Genomic DNA, 19,037 nt, shown 5'->3' on the forward strand with positions numbered 1-19,037 from the left:
AATAACCACGTTTTGAATTGAAGGGGTATTCGCTACGTTTTGCAGATTATTGGGCCTGCGATTCTGGATTCGGGGTGTTTCCAGGTAGGGTGCCTGGCGAGGGGCGGCGGATGATGCGATCTTCCGAAAACCAAACACCGTTTATGAGAGAGGTTTTCACGTAAGCCTGGTGTTCGCAGCCCTCCTTATCGAGGTACCGAATCTGGTACACACCCGAACGCTCTCCCAAAGCCCACGGTCCGAAGGGGGCCCACTGGATCGACAGCAGCTTGTCTCCGCGACCGTTGACGAAATACTCGACCCGCCGGCGATCGAGTTTGCCTGACAAGAGTCGTAGGCAGATACCAACCACCAGGGCGAAGGCAGCAATCACCAAGACAATGATATCACCAGGTTCCAGCGACAAGATTCTGCTTTTCTAATAGGCTTTTGATAGACCGAAGAAGTACTGCTAGTCTATACGCAGGAAACGATGAAATCTTCCAAGTAATCATTTGATGGTTGGATGGATTTCCAATCCATTTGTCTTCACTGACGATGAAGGTAGTCTAACCCTGTACCACCCATGAAACCACTCTGGCTGATCGAACACGGCGTCTACAGAGAACATGCGGTGCCCTTCCAGCGTGAGGTCGAACGCCAAGGCATGATCTGCATAGAGGTCGATTATGCACCCGGCAAGCAACCGCCGCATGACATCCTGGGTGCTGAGTTGCTTACGGAGGAAGCGTGTGTGGTGCTGTGGGGCACTCTGCCGCTGATGCAACAGATTCAGCTTCGCCGATCGTGGGTTCCAGGTGGATGGTGCAATACTGAGAATCTGGCGTGCGCCACCTATTACTCCTATTTCGGAGCGTACTTGCTCAACGATCATCACACGATTCTGCCCGGCGTCGAGGCGATCTGCCTGCAAGAGCAGCTGTTCGCTGAATTTGGTGATGGTGACGAAGTCTTTGTTCGACCAAGTAGCGTGCATAAACTGTTCGCCGGCAGAGTCGCGTACAAAGATGATTTTCGCGATGCCATCGCTGCATCGCGATATGATCCGACAACTCGGATTGTCGTTTCATCTGCGAAGGAAATCGGCCGAGAATGGCGGCTCGTTATCGTCGACGATGAAGTCGTTGCGTCAACGCAATATCGAGATAACGGTACCATGGCAATATCGCGAGGCTGTCCGGAGAGCGTATTACGATTTGCCGACGAGATGTTGCACGAAGTGCCCTGGCGTCCTGACAAGGCCTTCATGATGGATATTTGCGAATCGAACGACGAACTCTATCTACTGGAACTGAATAGCTTCAGTTGCTCGGGATTGTACGCTTGCGATCTAGCCGCGGTGATTCGGGCTGCAAGTGCGACCGCACAAGACGCGTGGAAAGCTAACCACTTTGGATGACGAACAAGGCCGCCGAAACCTGCTGGTACCCCATTTGATCTCGATGTGTTTCCTTCTCGCTACATCAGGTCACCCTTGTTGCGTCCCTGATCGTCGTAACGCATGTAGCTGAAGTAAACAAATACGACGGCGAAGATCGGAATCAGAATGACGAAGAATGGCGTGACGGCGTACGACACGCCTACGATGAGTGCGGCAAAGACGAACCATAGCCACCAGGTATCGCGCCATAGACCTTTCAGAGGTCCCATTGAATTCTCTCCGTCGCTGCATGATTGTTCGGGGGTCGACAGAGAGATTCTACGCCAAGCGTGCTGGCAACGCACGTGATAAGCGTCGCACCAGTTCGAGGGGGAAGGTTGCGTTTTACGGCTGGTGTTACTTGCTGAGATTGAACTGGAACGCGTTGTTGCCCCCTTCGGCAACCACCGCTTTCAGCTCGGACGACTTATAGTCGGAATATTGCGGCGGCAGATGCTGCACGGTCTTCGACTTCGGTGGAATGGCGGGATGGTCACTCGGCTGGACGATTGTTTGTTCGATTTTCTTCACCGAGACCTGGTACCGCCCGGCCGGAGCACCGTCGCCTGGTTCGTAAGTGGTTAGCTCGTATTGGCCTGCTTTGTCGGTCTTGCCGTACGAGGTGATCATCAGTTTTTCGCAGAAGAACATCACGGTGGCTCCCTCGATGGGCGTTCCGTCGAGGGTGATCTGGCCGCGGACAGGAATCGTGGGATTTCGGCCTGGGATCAAGGTCGGCTGGCCTGAACTGCATCCCAGGAATGCCGCGGCCACGATCAACAGAAACATGGAAGGAATGCGGGACATGATCACTCGCTGCCTGGGGTGTATTCCCCACCACTCTTGCTGCCCATCGCTCCCCACACGCCATACGGGCTCGGGCCGCTGGCGACCGAGGCGGCTCCCTGATTGCCGGCGTCGATCGTTTCGGTGATGAAACGAATCGAACCGTCGGCGAAGGTTGCCATCACACCACCGGGATGGTAGCTCGAGGCGGTGTAGAACCCGTCCTGGGCGTCGTGATTCGAGTAAGCACACTGCGGGCTGTTCGGCGGAAGGCAGGTATTCATGGCCGAGAAGGCTGAACCGCCGTCGGTCCAGCGGCTGCCGGGGGCACTGATCGGATTGCTGTACCCGCTGATCGAATCGTAGGTCAACGCACACTCGGCTGGCGTGGACGGGTCGCTGCCGTAGTTCACATTGAAGCGATCGGTAGGACTGGTCGGAAACCCGTGTTCGGATAGGGCAAGCGTGTTGCTGGTGCCGTCGGTGATGTCGGCCATGCTCGTGTGTTTGACCAGGCCGAAGATACCGCGCGGCTCAAGGGTTTCGGTATCGTACGAGTCGCCGGCGCAGAAGGTGTAGTTGGCATCGGCGATCACGTCATTGGAGACATGCTGCGGGCTCGAGGGGCAGAGCAGCGTGTTGAACGTGATTGTCCAAGGTTGAAAATCATCCCAGGGAGTCTTGGTGTTGCCATGGGCGCGGACTTCGTTGGCGGCGGCTGATTGTTCGATGTAGGGAAGCAAACCGACGAACCCGCTTTGACGTTGATACGGAGCCAGGGTTCCGCCGTTGTGTTGATGCTGGCCGCTTCCCCCTTCGCGATAAGGAAAGACGTTGAACGTGTCGTGATAGACATGCAGGGCGAGACTGAGTTGTTTCATGTTATTGGTGCAGGCCATGCGGCGCGAGGTCTCGCGGGCCTGTTGTACGGCCGGCAGCAGCAAGGCCACCAAGACACCAATGACGGCCAATACGACCAACAGTTCGACCAGGGAGAAACCACTTCGTGCGGTATGTTTCGTGGTCATGTTCTACAGCTCCAGGAGGGTCTGTCTGGCAGGAAAAAAACTCAAAGAACTTCCTGGGGTATAGAATACTCAAACGGCGTTCCAAATGGTGTTCATTCTCTGCTCACAGCCATAACGGATAGCCGAAGGGGTTTGCGCTAAATAGAACAAGTGTGGTTATCGTCCCTTAAATCTCCCTACAAGGTCTTATCCTTTCCCTAAGTTGGGAGGTGGTTTCCTGCGATATTAAGCGTTTTCTTTCTGCCAATTTCATAGTTACCTCCCTTGGCTAAAGGGGAGTGCTGTCTCCTTAGGCGGCTTCGCCTCGATCTGCTTAGTGTGCGCGCGAAGCGTTAGGAAACGTAGGAAAATCAAACCTGTTATAGAGGCAATTTGGGAAATGACGTCGTAAAAAAACTTACGGCACGCAGCAGCTTGGTCATTGGCTACCGGCAATTTGGGAGGTTTGGAAGAGGGCGCAGACTGCGAAAGATGTGTTGGTTGGTTTTGGGGGATCGAGGGGAGTCACGCGGAATCTTGTCCCAAGGGTAGCTTTGGCCAGAAGCAGACGTTTAGAATAGGCAAGCCTCGTCGGACAACGAGATGCTCATCGCCTTGCCTGGTAAGGATTTGCCACGAATGTATCTGCTTGAGAATCCGGTCTTACAGCGCGAACTGCTGGTCAACTTGCGGACCGCAAGGGCCTTTTTGCTGCTGTTGGCTTACCAGATGCTTCTGGCGGCGATCGTTTATTTTGCCTGGCCCCAGGTCGAACGTCTCGATCTTTCGGCCGATCAGGAAGCGGCCCGGCGATTGTTCGATTTGTTCTTTCTGGGGCAATTCGTGCTCGCTTCGTTGATGGCACCCAGCTTCGCTTCCGGCACGCTGACCGGCGAGAAAGAGCGGAAGACGTACGAGATGCTCTTGGCCAGCCCGCTTAAACCGGGGGCGATTGTGGTGGGGAAGTTGTTAGCTTCCCTGGCTCACTTGGCGCTGCTGATCTTTACATCGTTACCGATCGTGATGCTGTGTTTGCCGCTGGGGGGTGTTTCGCTGTATGAACTCCTCGCGGCGTACGCGATTTTGATGGTCGCGGTGGCGACGTTTGGCATGATCAGCGTCGCGTGCAGTAGTTTCTTTGCGCGGACCTCGTCGTCGCTGGTGGTTTCGTACCTATTAATTCTACCGATCGCGCTGGCGGGTGCGTTCGTGTGGCAGATGCTCGGTCAGAATGGTGGCCTGCGTCTGATTGTGCTGTTGATTACCGTCCCTGCGGCGGCTGCGGCGACGATCCTTCTGCTTTCGCTTTATACGGCTCGTACTTTGCTATATCCGCACGACGTAGGGAGCGAAGGGAAGGATGTGGTCGACTTGGAGAAAGAGGCCCGCGAGGCGGTCGGCCTGGTGATCCAGCGCGACCAGTTCCCCGACCGGTTGTTCGCTCCACCGAAGCGAACGCAGCTACTGGACGACCATAAGAACCCGGTTTACGACAAAGAGATCCATAGCGAAATCTTCGCCCAAGGGACGTTGATGCTGCGTCTGGTGATTCAGATCAGCATGTTCCTGGCGATTCCCTTGATGGCGGTTTGCTTGTACTTCAAACCGCAGTACGCTCCTTTTTATATGGCGTACGTGATTCTGTTCAACATCCTGGTGGGGCCGGTGTTTTCGGCCGGAAGTATTACCTCTGAGCGGGAACGTGAAACGCTTGATTTGCTTTTGACCACCGAGATCTCGCCGTGGATGATCCTCTCAGGCAAGCTGGTTGCCGGCTTTCGTGTCTCGAGCGTGCTGACCGGCTTTTTGCTGTGGCCGCTGCTGCTGGCGTGCGTGATGGTGCCGTACTACTGGACGAACTGGACGTCGGTGCTGGCGTACCTTTCGGTAATATTGATTACATGCGTGACAACCTCGATGCTGGCCTTGTTTTGCTCGGTACTGTTTCGCAAGACATCGCACAGCTTGATGTGTACCTACCTGGTGATCATCGCCCTGTTTTGTGGGACGATCGCGTTCGACTACTTCACCCAGTTGGCCTTCACGCCGGCGGCCGAGACCGCCGTGGTCGATTACACGTCCTCTTCCAACACCGAGCCAGAGCCTCCACCGATTACTGCGGTGGCTGAAGTTTCGCGTCAGTTGACCCTCATCAGTCCCTTTTCCGCGTTGTGGGATGTACCGCTGAAAGTCGACTTGGACGGAGCGACCGACAACCCAGGCGACTGGTTCCGTTTCTCGACGTTCATGGGACTGACCATCGGGATGAACGCGATCATGTTTGGCGTCATGGTCTGGCTCTTCCGCACCCGCTGGCGTGTTTCTTACTAATGCTGGCAAAACGAAAAGAGCGTACCGGAAAGGTACGCTCTTCGTGTTCGGTTGGATTGAATCGCCTGCTTAGAATGGCGACTTGTCGATCGGTTCGCGACCGGCGGCCATTCGCATGGGGCCGATGATCTTGCCCAGCAGGTCGTCCATGGTATCGGTCGGATCTTTAACGATCACAACGCGGTCGCCGGGACGCAGCTGATAGTCGTACTCAAACGGAATCTGTTCGTTGTGATGATCGTACTTCGAGATCAGCTTCTGCGGAGGCATGCCGGGGCGATCTGGTAGCCGCGACACGGCGATGTGGAAGCGATCGAATTTCTTGTTGGCTTTTACCTGCGTGATGGCGGCCTGCAAAGTAGGGGCAGACGCGAGAGGAATCTTTTGCGTCTGGTTGCCAGTTTCCGGCGACTGCATCTCGACCATGATCATGGGTTGATTCTGTGGAATCATGGCCTGGTCTTGGGTGCTCACGGCATCGGATTGAGGCACCATGCTGCAACCGCTGCCCAAAATAAGGATGGCCAGCACTGGAAGTGTGAATAGAGGAAGTTGTCGGTTCATCCTCACAATCCCTTGCGAAGTGAGTTTTCTGGGGGGAGTGGCCTGCAGCACATCCTTGCGCACAGACTCATTGTTTGGCATCGGCCAGCAGTCGCAGTCCGGTTGAATCGAATTCGCAGGAATTTCGGATTAGTTAACCTGGGAAAGCAAAAGCTTGCTAGCAGTCTCATGTCCAGGGCATTCGCGTATCCCCAAATGGGTTGCAGGCACGGGCAATTGCGCCAAAAGGTGCTATCGGTACTATCGTCAAGATTAACGGTTGAGTGACTCGTACGACCGTCAAAGTTCCTGTGCAACCTGGCGCAATTATTCCACCGATAACGTTTCTGGCGGATATCTCCTTGGGAGATAGACTATCTCGAAACGAAAAGGTTAGCTTGCGAATGGTTATGCGAAAATCAAAATCGACGAGCAAGGCGGCAGTGATCATTGGCAAGCTTGTGCTCGGTGCCGTCGCGACGGTTTCTATCGGGCTTAGCGGATGCCTGGTCGGGCCGGACCATATCGATCCCGGCGCGCCTTTCCAATGCGAATGGATTCCGCCGCTACCTCCTGGGGTCAGTCAGTCGCCCAACGACTCTGTTGCCTGGTGGACGAAGTTCAACGATCCGATTCTGACCAGCATGATCGTGCGAACCGCTCAACAAAACCTCACGCTGGGACAAGCGGCCGAACGAATTGCCGAAGCCCGTGCTTTGCGTGGGATCGCAGTCGGCGGGCTGTTTCCCGATATCGACGGCACGGCCAGCTACGCCCGTCGTAAGACCTCTGGCAGTGGTAATAGCTTTGGTCTGGCGAACTTCAATCCGCCTCCGTTTAACTTCTGGTCGGCTGGTTTCGATGCGTCTTGGGAAATCGATATCTTCGGTGGCGTGCGTCGTCGAGTTCAAGCGACCACGGCCGACGTCGACGTGGCGATCGAAGACCACAACGCCTTGCTGGTCAGCTTGCAGGGAGAAGTCGGGGCCAACTACATCCAGGTCCGCACCTTGCAGCGTCGTGTTGAATTCGTCGAACGCAATATCGAGTTGCAGCGTCAGTCGTTGAAGATCACCGAAGACCGTTTCGCGGCAGGCACGGTGAGCCAGCTCGACGTCGAACAGGCGAAGTCTAACTTGTACAGCACCGAAGCGGGCCTTCCGCTTCTGCGTCAGGAAATGGAACTGGCCTACCATCGCCTTTCGGTGCTGATGGGAGAACCACCGTCCGACTTGTCGAAACAGATCACGCCACAGCAGCAGTTCCCGATGCTGCCGCAAGATATTGCCGTGGGTCTGCCGATCGAACTGATTCGTCAGCGTCCTGATATTCGCTCGGCCGAACGTCAACTGGCGGCTCAAGCGGCACGTATTGGCGTGGCGGTTTCGGAGTTGTATCCACGCTTCACGATCACCGGTACGTTCACCGTCGACTCGACCAGGTTCAACCGCTGGTTTACGACCGACAGTATCGCCTATGCGGCTGGTCCTGCCATGCGATGGCGACTTCTGGACTTCGGACGTGTCCGCAGCGACATCGAAGCTCAGCGAGCTCGCTGGCGTGGGCTGGTTTATTACTATCAGAACGAGGTCATCACGGCCGCTCAGGAAGTGGAAGACTCGCTATCGCAGTACCGCTATAGCATTCAAAGGGCAAAGAGCCTTCGCGAAGCAGCTTTGGCGGCTCGTGCCGCGGCCGAGATTTCCGAAGAACAGTACAAGGGGGGGATCATCCCGTTCCAGACGCTGTTAGACGCTCAGCGTTTCCAGGCAGAACTGGACGACCAGGCAGCCGCCGCAGAGGGGGATATCTACCTGGCCGTGGTCTCGTTGTACAAGGCCCTGGGTGGTGGTTGGGTCGATCCATTCGCGGTCGCACCTGATCCGACCGCTGTGCCGGCTGGGGAAATCATCGAGCCGACCCCGGCCAACCCCAATGGGAACAACGACCAGGACATCCCACTGGATGACAACCTGATCCCAAACATTCCCGTGCCGAAGGACGCTTTGCTGCCTGCGGATGCTTTGCCACCGCCGGCGGCAGGGGGTAACTAAGTCGTATGACTTCAGTGGAATGCTAAATCCAAGGACGGCTGGTGCGAATTTTGCTTCAGCCGTCCTTTTTCGCGCGCCCCAGGTTGTGAGTAAGCTGCGGAATCCGTAGAATTTGCCCCAACGCAAACCGGCCCCTTACGCTTATATTATCTGGGATTCCATGGAGACGCCTGGTTTTCTCGAGCCCTTCGTGGGCCGCTGGACAAAGCGGCATCTGCTCGATTTGGAAAGTTTAACGTCAGACGAAATCAACCTTCTTCTCGACGTTGCTCAAGCGTTCAAAGAATCCACCCAAGATTGCCGCCATAAGCTGCCGCTGTTAACCGGTCGCACGAGCGTCAATCTATTCTTTGAAGACTCGACACGTACTCGCACCAGCTTCTCGCTGGCTGCCCGACGACTGGGAGCCGATGTCATCGAGTTCTCGGCATCCAGCAGCAGTCTCTCCAAAGGGGAAACGTTGCTGGACACAGCCAAGACAATTCAATCGATGTGCATCGACACGCTCGTCTGCCGGCACAAAGCCCCCGGTACGCCGCAGATGCTGGCCGAGAACCTGGATGTTTCGGTGATCAACGCCGGTGACGGTCCTCACGAGCATCCCACCCAGGGCCTGCTCGATATCCTCACCATCCGTCAGCATCGTGGTGACTTGAGCGGCAAGACCGTGGCCCTGGTCGGGGATATCGCCCACAGCCGGACCGCCAGGTCGAATATCTGGGGTCTGCAAAAGCTGGGAGCCAAGGTTATCGTGTGTGGTCCTTCAACCCTCGTTTCCCGCCGCTGGGAAGAATACGGGGTGGAAGTTTCGCACGATCTGGATGCCATCCTGCCGCGTTGCGATGTGTTGAACCTGCTGCGTATCCAGTTCGAGCGGCAATACACGCGTCCGTTTCCATCGGTTCGCGAGTACGCACTGCTGTATGCCATGGACCAAAAGCGGATGCAGCGGGCCAAGCCAGACATCTTGATCATGGCCCCCGGGCCGATCAACCGCGGTGTCGAGATTACCCCGGAGGTTGCCGACGGCGAGCATTCGGTGATCCTGCATCAGGTGAATAACGGTTTGGCGGTTCGCATGGCGGCCATGTGGCTGCTTAGTGCCGGCCGCGCCAGTTGATTTGGGCTGAATCTAAGAAAGAACCACACCTTCCTGTGCCGGTGAAGGGGGAAGGGACTGGACGTGAAACCATGCTGAAAACGCTGATACAAAACGGGCGAGTCATCGACCCCAGCCAAAACATCGACCGCGTCACCAACCTGTTGATCGAAGAGGGACGCATCGCCGCGATCGACGTCGAACCTCAGTCCGATATGAAGGTGATCGATGCGACCGGCAAGCTGGTTGTGCCGGGGCTGATCGATCTGCATGTGCAGATTCGTGAGCCTGGTTTCGAGGAAGATGAAACGATTGAATCGGCAGCCTACGCGGCGCTGGCCGGCGGGTTCACTTCCATCGCGGCCATTTCCGAAACGAATCCACCGGTCGATAGTGCCGCCGCGGTGACGTACCTCGGTCGCCAGGCATCCGAGGCCGATCACTGCAACGTCTTTCCGGTTGCCTGCGTCAGTAGTGGACGCCAAGGGGAAGAGATGGCCGAGATCGGCATTCTGCACAATGCCGGAGCGATTGCGTTTAGTGATGGGCAGCGTCCTGTTTCCAATCCGGAACTGCTTCGCCGGGCCTTGGAATACACGCTGATGTTTGGTCGTCCGGTACTCAACCGCCCCGAGATGGTCGAGCTTTCGCGCGACGGTGTGATGCACGATGGCTCTGTAAGCACGGTGCTGGGGCTTGCGCCGATGCCGGCCGAGGCCGAAGATGTGATGGCGGCTCGCGATATTCGCATTTGTGAAGCCACCGGCGGAAAGCTGCATTTGCTGGCCATTTCGTGCAGCGGGACGGTCGATATCCTGCGGCGGGCCAAAGATCGCAACGTGGGGGTCACGGCCAGCATCTGTGCATATCAGTTCGCACTGACCGACCTCGCCATGCGCGGCTTTCACACCAGTTTGAAGCTCAACCCGCCGCTGCGTTCGCAAGATCATATCGATGCCTGCATTGCCGGGCTGAAAGATGGCACGATCGACGTGATCGCCAGCGGGCATGCTCCGCGATCTTCCGAAAAGAAGATGTGTGCGATTACCGAAGCACCGTTTGGCATGGTTGGCTTGGAGACCGCTTTGGGGCTGGTCAGCACGCACCTGGTCCATGCCGGGCACGTCGACTGGCCGACCATCATTCGGGCTATGTCCACCAACGTTGCCCAGGTACTGGGTGTGGAAAAGGGGACCCTCAAGCCAGGTGCCGATGCTGACGTGACCATCATCGATCCCGATGCCAACTGGACGGTCGATACGTCGAACTTCCGCTCGAAGAGTTTCAACTCTCCCTTCGGTGGTGTCCAACTGACCGGGCGTGCCGTGGAAACGATCGTAGGCGGTTTGACCAAGTTCCGCTACGATGAAAGCTAATCCGCGCATCGTGCTTGCGTGAACGTTCCTTTCGCAGCCGAGAAGATGGCGCAGCCATGCCGCTGATCATTGATGGATACAATTTGCTTTTCGCGGCTGGTCTGGTCGGTTCTGTCGATGGCGAAGGTTCTTTTGAAGGGGAACGCAGGGCCCTGCTCGATGCTCTGCTGGCGGTGATCGATCCGAAGGAACTCACGCAAACGGTCGTTGTTTTCGACTCGGCCAAGGCTCCGCCAGGTTTGCCGCGAGTATACAACTACCACCAGATCACCGTGCGGTTTGCCAGCGGCTATGCCGACGCCGACGAGATGATCGAAGAGTTGATTCAAGAGCATCACGCACCCAAACGGCTGACGGTTGTCTCTAGCGATCATCGCGTGCAGCGTGCGGCCCGTCGCCGGAAGGCCAAGGCGATTGATAGCGATAGCTGGTACCGCTTGATGCGGCAGACACGTGCCCGTCGCCGCGAAGCAGAAGCCCAGAAGCCACCCCCTTCCAAGCAGCCAAGTACTCCGGCGATACCTGAGTCGGAGGTGAACCAGTGGGTCGAGTTCTTCGGCAAGATCGATATTGACGCGCTGGCACCTCGGGAAGAGACAGCACGCGTTTCTCCTGTAGCCGAGCCACCATCAGAGCCGAAGGCAACGCCTGGCAAGAAGAACTCGCCAGGTGCGAAGCGATCGGAGAAGCCCGCGCCGAACGTCTTTTCAGACGACTATCTGAAAAAGATCGCCGAGGAATTCTTCGGCGAATCGTAAGCAGGTACTGTTGTCCCGGCGTTGAATTGATCAGGCCGTGAATGCGCTACCATGGCATCTATTCGGTGAAGAGTTCACTCTTTCGATTGGTATGTGTCGATCCAATTTCGCGCGATACGGCAACTGGCCTCTCAGGATTGGCTGCGGCAAGTCCGCACCTGTCGGCAACGTAGGTAGAGCGAAACAACGGAAAACGTAGGCGTTTGCCGTCTACAGTAAGCGGATCACCCGCATCAGATCTCTGGTGTGAAATGAAAAAACGGGCGCAATTGATCATTTGTTCCAGCCTCTCGTTCGCGGAAAAAACAGACGCAGGAATTTGAAATCGCTAGATGGCGTAGTTAGGCTATCCCCCATGAGTGGTCGTGGTGTGGTTTGCCGTATCGCGGTCTTCTCCAGGCGGGAAGGGAAGCTCGCTGCAATGACTTAATCTCTCTCCGTTTAGCATTGCTTCAGCGAGGTGCTTCCATGATTCGTTCTTTCGGGATCGCGATGATCCTTGTCGCCGCATTCTGTTTGGCACTGCCTGAGGTGTCGCTGGCTAAAGGGGGTGGTCGCAAGATTACCGGGTTTGCGACGGCAGGTGCGTTGCCACTGGATAGTGCCACAGTCGAGTTGTATTCAGCGGGCTGGGGAAGTGCGCATTTGCTCGATACGAGTACCACCGACGAGAACGGTTTGTTCAGCGTCAACTATCGCGGGGCCAGTCATGGCGACCTGCTGTATGTCGTGGTCTCTGCTGGAGAGCCAGGCGATAGCGAGCTAGTGCTGGTCGCGGCGCTGGGGCAGGTCGGAAAGAACCTTTCGATCGCCGTTCAAGTGAACGAACTGACGACGGTGGCCACGGCGTTTGCTTGTGCCCAGTTTATCGACGGGCACAAAATCTACGGTTTCTCGCCGGGGCTCGATAACGCGTTCGGCACGACGACCAACCTGGTCGACGTGCAGACCGGCGAGGCTGCGGCCGTCGTCTCGAATCAGAACAACGGCAGTACGTTGCTCGAGTATCCACGAACGACCCAGGCTTTGGTCACGATGAACGCACTGGCCGATATGATTGTCGCTTGTGCTACCGACAATACCGGCACCGCTTGCGATACGTTGTTCGCGCTTACCACGCCAGTAGGTTCGCCGGCACCGACCAACACCTTCGAGGCCATTCACAACATTGCCCGCAACCCGGCTTCGTTCGATAACAGTTCGCTGTTGGCCCTGGCGCAGTCGTCGCCGCTGTATGCTCCGCTGTTAATCGAGCCGCCGATGGCCTGGATTTTGATGCTGCATTTCACGGAAGGTGGATTCAATGCGCCGGGACGCACGGCCTTCGATTCCAAGGGGAATGTGTGGGTCAACAACAACTTCAACAACTCGCCACCCGATGTCGATCCTGGCCAGCAGGTCACCGTGCTGAGTCCTTTGGGGCAGCCGATTCTCGGGAGCCCGATCGTCAGTCCGCTGGTGAATGGTTCCGGGTATGGTACCGCGGTCGATCGCTTCGACAACGGCTGGATCGCCAACTTCGGTAACGGCGATGTCGTCTCGTTCTCGCCACGCGGGATGCTGCGTCGCTATTTCCCTTCGACCCTGTTCGACGAAGATCCACCAGTGAAGTCGATGGGGATCGCGTTCGATCAGCGTGGTAACTTGTGGGTGACGAACATGGGGGACTCGTCCGACCCTCTCTCCAATGGTTCGATCACCGTGTTTTTGGGTGCCAATCGCAATCGGGCGATTACCTTCCCTAAGAAAAAGAACGACGGGCTGATTGTCCGTAAGCCGTTCAGCGTGGCGATCGATGCCCAGGGAAGAGCCTGGGTGGCCAACTCCGGTTTTGCTCCGGTTGGTGTGGGGAACGTGTGCGTGCTGGAACTGGATCGTCGCAACCGAATTCGGGTGGTTGCCCAGATCGATTCGCCGGGGCTGGGGCAGACGCCTGACCTGTCGTTGCTGCGAAAGCACGGCGATTTCTCTTCGCCGAAAACGATTGCTGTCGACCAGGGTGGCAACGGTTGGATCAGCAATTTTGAATCGAACTTGATCACGTTCATCGATGGACAAACCTTTCAGGCTACCGATTATGAAGCCGATCCCACGACCCATGGCTGGGGCCTGGCGGTCGATGGTAGCAACCAGATCTGGATTGCCAGCTTCACCAATCCGCCTGGGGGAATGCCGGATCAGAGTGTGCCTCCGACGATTACCGTGATGCAAGGAAGTGGCACCGATCGCGGCGACGTGTTGTTCAGCTACTCGAATCCCTCGTTCCAGCACATCACCGGTCTGCAGATCGATGCTTCGGGAAATGTCTGGACCTGCAATAATTGGCAGTTGGATTCAACCAAGACCGACATCATTGGTGGTGATGGCCTGGTGCAGGCCATTGGCGTGGCGACCCCGGTGAAGACGCCGCTGATCGGTCCTCCCGAAAACCCCGAGTTCTTCCACCCGCGGTTTGGTTTCCGCGGATTCGGGCCCAGCAAGTGGTTCCCGTTTAATCCTTGGTGGGGATGGTAATACGAAAAAGGGGGACGCATGTGATACGCCCCCCTTTTTCTTTTGATCGCTGAAAAGGACTTGCTCGCTTACGAGTGACGCAGGGCCTTGTCGGAAATGTCTTTGCGGCACCAGGCACCGTCCCAGCGAATGCATTTAACGGCGGTGTAGGCCTTCAGCTTGGCGGCTGAGATGGTGTCGCCGATCGCAGTGACGCCCAGCACGCGGCCGCCGTTGGTGACGACCTGGTCCCCCTTCATCGTGTTGCCGGCATGGAAGACCTTCACGTCTTCCAGCTTGGCGGCATCTTCCAGGCCGCGAATCGGTTTCCCCTTTTCGTAGCTACCTGGGTACCCTTCCGAGGCCATCACGACGCATACCGCAGGACGTGTGTCCCACTCGGGCGGGTCGATCGATTCGAGATCGCCAACGGCACACGCCTCCAGGATGTCGACCAGGTCGGACTTCAACCGCATCAGAATCGGCTGGCATTCGGGGTCGCCGAAGCGAACGTTGTATTCCAGGACCTTGGGACCTTGGTTGGTCATCATCAGGCCGGCATAAAGCACCCCTTGGAAAGGATTCCGAGCACGCTTCATCGCATGGACGGTCGGCACCAGAACCTTTTCTTCGACCATGGCCATGACTTGCGGTGTGACCAGCGGGGTAGGGGAGTAGGCCCCCATGCCGCCGGTGTTGGGGCCTTGGTCGTCGTCGTAGGCAGGCTTGTGGTCTTGGGCTGGTGGCAGCGTGAGGATGGTTTTACCGTCGGTGATGGCCAGAACGCTGGCTTCTTCGCCATCGAGACGTTCTTCGATGATGATCTGGGCGCCGGCATCGCCAAACACGCGCTGACGGCCGATTTGATCGATCGCTTCTAGGGCTTCTTCGGCCGTATCGCAAACGGTTACCCCTTTGCCAGCGGCCAGGCCGTCGGCCTTGATCACCACGTTGACGTCTTCCCCCTCGTGTGGGAAGCGGTCTTTGATGTAGCGAGCGGCTGCGTCGGCTTCGCGAAAGACGCGGTAGTCGGCGGTGGGGACGTCGGCGCTGCGGAGGGTTTGCTTGCAGAACGACTTGCTTCCTTCGAGCTGGGCGGCGGCTTTGTTGGGGCCGAAGATCTTCAGGCCTTGCTCGCGGAAGTAGTCGACCGCGCCGGCAACCAGCGGTGCTTCAGGGCCAACGATGGTCAGGCCGACTTCGTTGCGCTTGGCAAACGCAGCGAGGGCGGCGAAATCGGTTTCCGCGATGGGGACGTTCTCGGCGTCGATCTGGGTGCCGGCGTTGCCAGGGGCAACAAACACATTTCGGACGCGTGAGCTTTGTGACAACTTCCAGGCCAACGCGTGTTCGCGTCCGCCAGAACCGAGGACCAATACGTTCATAGCATCGTTGCCGCTGTGAAGGCGCTAAAACAACCGGGGTAAGCAATCTCGCAGTGTAGCAAATTTACGCCTTGTCGCTCACCACCTAGGGCAAATCGGTCATCTTGGGCGAAATCAGACGTAATTGTCAAAATTGGGGGCAGGTTCCGGCAAAAAGTGACGGTAAGTGTTAGATCATCGTGCTTGTTTCCGGATTAAGGTCTGGTAAAACAGGCAATATGCAAAAGCATCCTGCCTGACCGCTTTTTCCGCAGCCTGCCTCCCTCTGCTGTTAGCAGATCTCCCTGTTTTTGTGAACTTTTGCAGTCGTCTGAAACCATCTCCAAGGGGGTGGAACTGGCGCTGTAACTGCCGTAAATTAAACGGAATGCGCTCCCCTCATTCGGGTGCGACAGAAAACTCGGGCACGAGAAACATGAATACATATAATGTGAGATGCAGCGATACGTCCCCCCGGGCGTTGGACTTTCTCGCATCTCGTGGCCGCTAATTAACCTTCCACCTCCAGAGAAGAGTCCAACTAAGGAGTAACTTATGAAATTGACACAACTTGGATTGATGCTGCTGGCTGTTGTCGGCATTTGTGCACAAAGTGCCGTCGCTCAGGAATGGGGCACGGTCAAAGGACGTTTCGTGGTCTCTGGCGACGTTGCTGCTTTGCCGGCGATGGAAGTAACCAAGGACGCCGAATTCTGCGGTCCTAAACTGCCAGATCCGTCGATCCTGGTTGGCGAAAAGAACGGCCTGCAAAACGTGGCTCTGTGGTTGTACCTGGATCGTGGCGACAAGGCCCCGCCCGTTCACCCTGACTACGCCGCTGCCGCGAAAGCACCCGTTGTGGTAGATAACAAGGCCTGTTTGTACGACCCCCACGTCGCAATGGTCGTGGTTGGTCAGCCGGTCGAGTTCACGAACTCGGACCCCATTCCGCACAACTTCAAGGTGGAAGGTTTCGCCAACGCTGGCATGAACAACCTGGTTCCCGTTGGCGGCGTCTTCGAACACAAGTTCGACAGCGAAGAACGTTACCCGATGAACGCCAGCTGCTCGATCCACCCTTGGATGTCGGCCAAGATCGTCGTTCGCGAACTGCCTTACATGGCCGTGACCGGCGAAGATGGTTCGTTTGAGATCAAGAACCTGCCGGTCGGCGAGCACAAGCTGCAAGTCTGGCACGAAGTTCCCGGTACCATCAAGGAAATGACCATTGGTGGTAAGAAGGTCAAAGATCGTAAGGGTCTGCTGGAAATCACCGTCAAAGCAGGCGACAACGACCTGGGTGATATCGCCATCGACGCCGGCGACCTGAAGTAAGCTGAAACCTTCTCGGAACCAATCCGATGCGACGATCCATTGCTGTAATTTTGACATTGACGGTCCTGGGCATCTTTGCCCAGGATTTGTTTGCGCAGCAGTGGGGAACAGTCACGGGCCGTTTTGTCGTTAAGGGGGCCGTGGCTCTTCCGGCACCGTTTGCGATGCCGCCTGCGGTGGCTGTCGTTTGTGCTGGTCCCCTGGCCAATCCGCAACTGCGTGTTGGTCCGAAGGGTGAGCTGCAAGACGTCGCTCTTTGGCTGTACTTGGATCGTGGTCAGCAAGCCCCGGTACCGCACCCCATGTACGCTCCGCTGCGGAAGCTGCCGGTTCAGGTAGCCAACCGAGGCTGTCTATACGAACCGCATGTCGCGATGGTCCAGCCAGGGCAAACGGTTCAGTTTGTCAATGCTGATCCCATTCCACACAATTTCAAAGTGGAAGGCTTTGCGAATCCAGGGATCAATTTCCTGGTTCCCATTAACGGCATGCAGCCCCACGTATTCCAAGCCGAAGAACGCTATCCAATGAACGCCAGTTGTGCGATTCACCCTTGGATGGCGGCCAAGATCGTCATTCGAGAATCCCCTTACATGGCGGTCTCTGGCGACGACGGCAAATTCACGATCGAGAATCTGCCAGTGGGAACCCACAAGTTCCAAGTCTGGCATGAAAAACCAGGGAACATCAAAGAGATGAACCTGGGTGGCAAGGTCGTCAAAGACCGCAAGGGGGTTATCGAAATCGAGGTCAAACCAGGGCAGAACGACCTGGGAGACATCATGATCGATGCCAACTTGCTAAAATAACGCCAAACCAAATCCACTTTGAGCGTGGCGTCTTCACGGACCCGCGCTTGTTTATTTTGGGACCGAGCGATCGGTTCTCCATGTTGGGAGAAGGCGGGAAGAGACCGTTTTCCAATATCGTTTCCGTAGGCAGCAGACCGTCACCCATGTAGGTGTCGGCAAACTGGAACACACAATGCGAATCAGCCAGGCCCCTGAGTTTGGCGGGCGACACTGGGCGGGAGGCCTGGTCTTGGCCGCTCTGGTTGGGGCAATCGTCGGATGCTCTTCGGAGCCAGCCCAATTCGAGTTGAACCGGATCGCGATGCACAAGTCCGAGGTTTCGCTGGGTGCGAACTTGGATGAAACGTATCAGATCGATCCGATCGCCAAGATCCTTGACGAAACGTTCGGCACGCCTGACGATCCCAAAGTCCCGGACGTCGCCGATATTGAAGAGGTGATGGACCTCGAACATCTGAAAATGGCCGCTGGCCCCTACGGCAGCGATGAAGATGGCAGCCCGCGCGGTCTCTACCGTCAGCACTGCGTCCATTGTCATGGGATCACCGGTAACGGCGCTGGCCCCACGGCCGCGTTTCTGAATCCTTATCCACGCAACTTCCTGAGCGGCAAGTACAAGTGGAAGTCGACCAAGACCGGCTCGCCACCGACACACGACGATCTGAAACGCGTGCTGGTCAACGGCGTGCCAGGCACGGCGATGCCGAGCTTTGCCCTGCTGCCGGAAGACGAGGTCGAAGCTCTCGTGCAGTACGTGAAATACCTTTCCCTGCGAGGTGAACTCGAGCGGAACATGCTGCTGGAGTTTTCCGACCTCGATACGGCGGTGGTGAAGCCGGCCGAGAAGCGCAGCAAGGAAGAACAGGAATACGTCGCCAGTCTCTCGCCGGAAGATCTTCAGGAAGAGAAAGAAGATCTGGAAGGGGCGATCCAGGAACTGACCGATCCGGAAGTAGTGCTGGAAGAGTTTCTTGAGCCGATCGTCGAAGGGTGGGCATTCGCCATCGACAACGTGACCGAAGTCCCTGAGAAGCCTGAGTCGGAACTTGCGGCATCGATAGCTGCCGGGCGAGATTTGTTCTTCAACAAAGGTGGCTGTGCGACCTGCCACGGTCAATCGGGCCTGGGGGATGGTCAAACGGCTGAGATGTTCTACGACGACTGGACGGAAGAATATTTCGATCCGAAAGCTCCTGAGCATTTGGAAGAGTTTTTGGCCTTGGGCGCTTTGCCGCCGCGAAAGCTTGATCCGCGCAACTTGCGGATGGGTAATTTCCGGGGTGGTCGTCGTCCGGTCGATGTGTACTGGCGGATTCGCAACGGAATTGAAGGGGCCAAGATGCCGGCGGCCCAGCAGCTTTCCGAGGAAGAGATCTGGCATGTCGTCGACTATGTCCGCAAAGGCTTGCCGTACGACACCTTGAGTAAACCTCCTGAGCACGAGCAAGAAAACGTTCGCGTCCGCAATTAGTTCATACCGTGATACACAGCCAGGCAACCTGGTTTGCCTGTTGAATAAAACAGCCAAGGCTGGAAGTAGGAGAGTCCCTGGTGGGAAGATTCTGGAGTCTGCTTTTTCTTAGCGTCCCAATCCTGGGGGTCGCCATATTTGTATGGTCGGCCATGGGGTTGTATCCGTTGGAAGGCCATTGGTTTCCT

Annotated in this window: 16 protein-coding genes; 10 read left to right on the plus strand and 6 right to left on the minus strand. The window is 56.7% G+C overall.

Annotated elements, in window-relative coordinates; all coding sequences use genetic code 11:
- Window positions 1-46: 46 nt before the first annotated feature.
- Window positions 47-406 (minus strand): hypothetical protein, encoded by a 360-nt coding sequence (locus C5Y96_RS05215; protein WP_105350589.1) that lies wholly within the window; start codon window positions 404-406, stop codon window positions 47-49.
- Window positions 407-565: 159 nt separating this feature from the next.
- Between C5Y96_RS05215 and C5Y96_RS05220 the strand changes: the two genes are divergently transcribed.
- Complete coding sequence (locus tag C5Y96_RS05220) at window positions 566-1,399, plus strand: ATP-grasp domain-containing protein (protein ID WP_105350590.1); 834 nt, start codon at window positions 566-568, stop codon at window positions 1,397-1,399.
- A gap of 59 nt (window positions 1,400-1,458) precedes the next feature.
- On the opposite strand, the gene C5Y96_RS05225 is transcribed toward C5Y96_RS05220, so the two are convergent.
- From C5Y96_RS05225 to C5Y96_RS05235, 3 genes are all read right to left on the minus strand, one after another.
- Entirely contained in the window at window positions 1,459-1,650 is a 192-nt protein-coding gene (locus tag C5Y96_RS05225; protein WP_105350591.1) for a hypothetical protein, read from the minus strand.
- Window positions 1,651-1,777: 127 nt separating this feature from the next.
- The gene (locus C5Y96_RS05230) at window positions 1,778-2,227 is read right to left on the minus strand and encodes a carboxypeptidase-like regulatory domain-containing protein (protein WP_105350592.1); all 450 of its coding nucleotides are present in this window, start codon (window positions 2,225-2,227) and stop codon (window positions 1,778-1,780) included.
- Window positions 2,228-2,229: 2 nt separating this feature from the next.
- Window positions 2,230-3,234: a DUF1559 domain-containing protein gene (locus tag C5Y96_RS05235; RefSeq protein ID WP_105350593.1), complete on the minus strand. Its 1,005-nt coding sequence runs from the start codon at window positions 3,232-3,234 to the stop codon at window positions 2,230-2,232.
- 618 nt (window positions 3,235-3,852) lie between these two features.
- Here C5Y96_RS05235 and C5Y96_RS05240 point away from each other — a divergent pair.
- Window positions 3,853-5,544: an ABC transporter permease gene (locus C5Y96_RS05240; protein ID WP_105350594.1), complete on the plus strand. Its 1,692-nt coding sequence runs from the start codon at window positions 3,853-3,855 to the stop codon at window positions 5,542-5,544.
- 69 nt (window positions 5,545-5,613) lie between these two features.
- Here C5Y96_RS05240 and C5Y96_RS05245 read toward each other — a convergent pair whose 3' ends face one another.
- Window positions 5,614-6,108 carry a hypothetical protein gene (locus C5Y96_RS05245; RefSeq protein ID WP_105350596.1) on the minus strand — a complete coding sequence of 165 codons (495 nt, stop codon included), beginning with the start codon at window positions 6,106-6,108 and terminating at the stop codon, window positions 5,614-5,616.
- 389 nt (window positions 6,109-6,497) lie between these two features.
- Between C5Y96_RS05245 and C5Y96_RS05250 the strand changes: the two genes are divergently transcribed.
- From C5Y96_RS05250 to C5Y96_RS05270, 5 genes are all read left to right on the plus strand, one after another.
- A complete protein-coding gene (locus C5Y96_RS05250) occupies window positions 6,498-8,141 on the plus strand; it encodes an efflux transporter outer membrane subunit (protein WP_158261100.1) in 1,644 nt (547 codons plus the stop codon).
- A 160-nt stretch (window positions 8,142-8,301) separates the two neighbouring features.
- The gene (locus tag C5Y96_RS05255; RefSeq protein ID WP_105350600.1) at window positions 8,302-9,261 is read left to right on the plus strand and encodes an aspartate carbamoyltransferase catalytic subunit; all 960 of its coding nucleotides are present in this window, start codon (window positions 8,302-8,304) and stop codon (window positions 9,259-9,261) included.
- 71 nt (window positions 9,262-9,332) lie between these two features.
- On the plus strand, window positions 9,333-10,616 hold the full coding sequence (locus C5Y96_RS05260) for a dihydroorotase (RefSeq protein WP_105350602.1): 1,284 nt from the start codon (window positions 9,333-9,335) through the stop codon (window positions 10,614-10,616).
- Window positions 10,617-10,672: 56 nt separating this feature from the next.
- Window positions 10,673-11,374 carry an NYN domain-containing protein gene (locus tag C5Y96_RS05265; RefSeq protein ID WP_146115521.1) on the plus strand — a complete coding sequence of 234 codons (702 nt, stop codon included), beginning with the start codon at window positions 10,673-10,675 and terminating at the stop codon, window positions 11,372-11,374.
- A gap of 468 nt (window positions 11,375-11,842) precedes the next feature.
- Window positions 11,843-13,888 (plus strand): hypothetical protein, encoded by a 2,046-nt coding sequence (locus C5Y96_RS05270; RefSeq protein WP_105350608.1) that lies wholly within the window; start codon window positions 11,843-11,845, stop codon window positions 13,886-13,888.
- Between the two features lie 68 nt (window positions 13,889-13,956).
- Here C5Y96_RS05270 and purD read toward each other — a convergent pair whose 3' ends face one another.
- On the minus strand, window positions 13,957-15,252 hold the full coding sequence (purD, locus tag C5Y96_RS05275) for a phosphoribosylamine--glycine ligase (protein ID WP_105350610.1): 1,296 nt from the start codon (window positions 15,250-15,252) through the stop codon (window positions 13,957-13,959).
- Between the two features lie 534 nt (window positions 15,253-15,786).
- On the opposite strand from purD, the gene C5Y96_RS05280 reads away from it, so the two are divergent.
- From C5Y96_RS05280 to C5Y96_RS05290, 3 genes are all read left to right on the plus strand, one after another.
- Window positions 15,787-16,566 (plus strand): hypothetical protein, encoded by a 780-nt coding sequence (locus tag C5Y96_RS05280; protein ID WP_105350612.1) that lies wholly within the window; start codon window positions 15,787-15,789, stop codon window positions 16,564-16,566.
- Window positions 16,567-16,592: 26 nt separating this feature from the next.
- A complete protein-coding gene (locus tag C5Y96_RS05285) occupies window positions 16,593-17,375 on the plus strand; it encodes a carboxypeptidase regulatory-like domain-containing protein (protein WP_105350614.1) in 783 nt (260 codons plus the stop codon).
- A 175-nt stretch (window positions 17,376-17,550) separates the two neighbouring features.
- Window positions 17,551-18,849, plus strand: coding sequence for a c-type cytochrome (locus C5Y96_RS05290; RefSeq protein ID WP_105350617.1), 1,299 nt, complete (start codon window positions 17,551-17,553; stop codon window positions 18,847-18,849).
- Window positions 18,850-19,037: the final 188 nt, after the last annotated feature.

Source organism: Blastopirellula marina (assembly GCF_002967715.1).
Classification (GTDB): domain Bacteria; phylum Planctomycetota; class Planctomycetia; order Pirellulales; family Pirellulaceae; genus Bremerella; species Bremerella marina_B.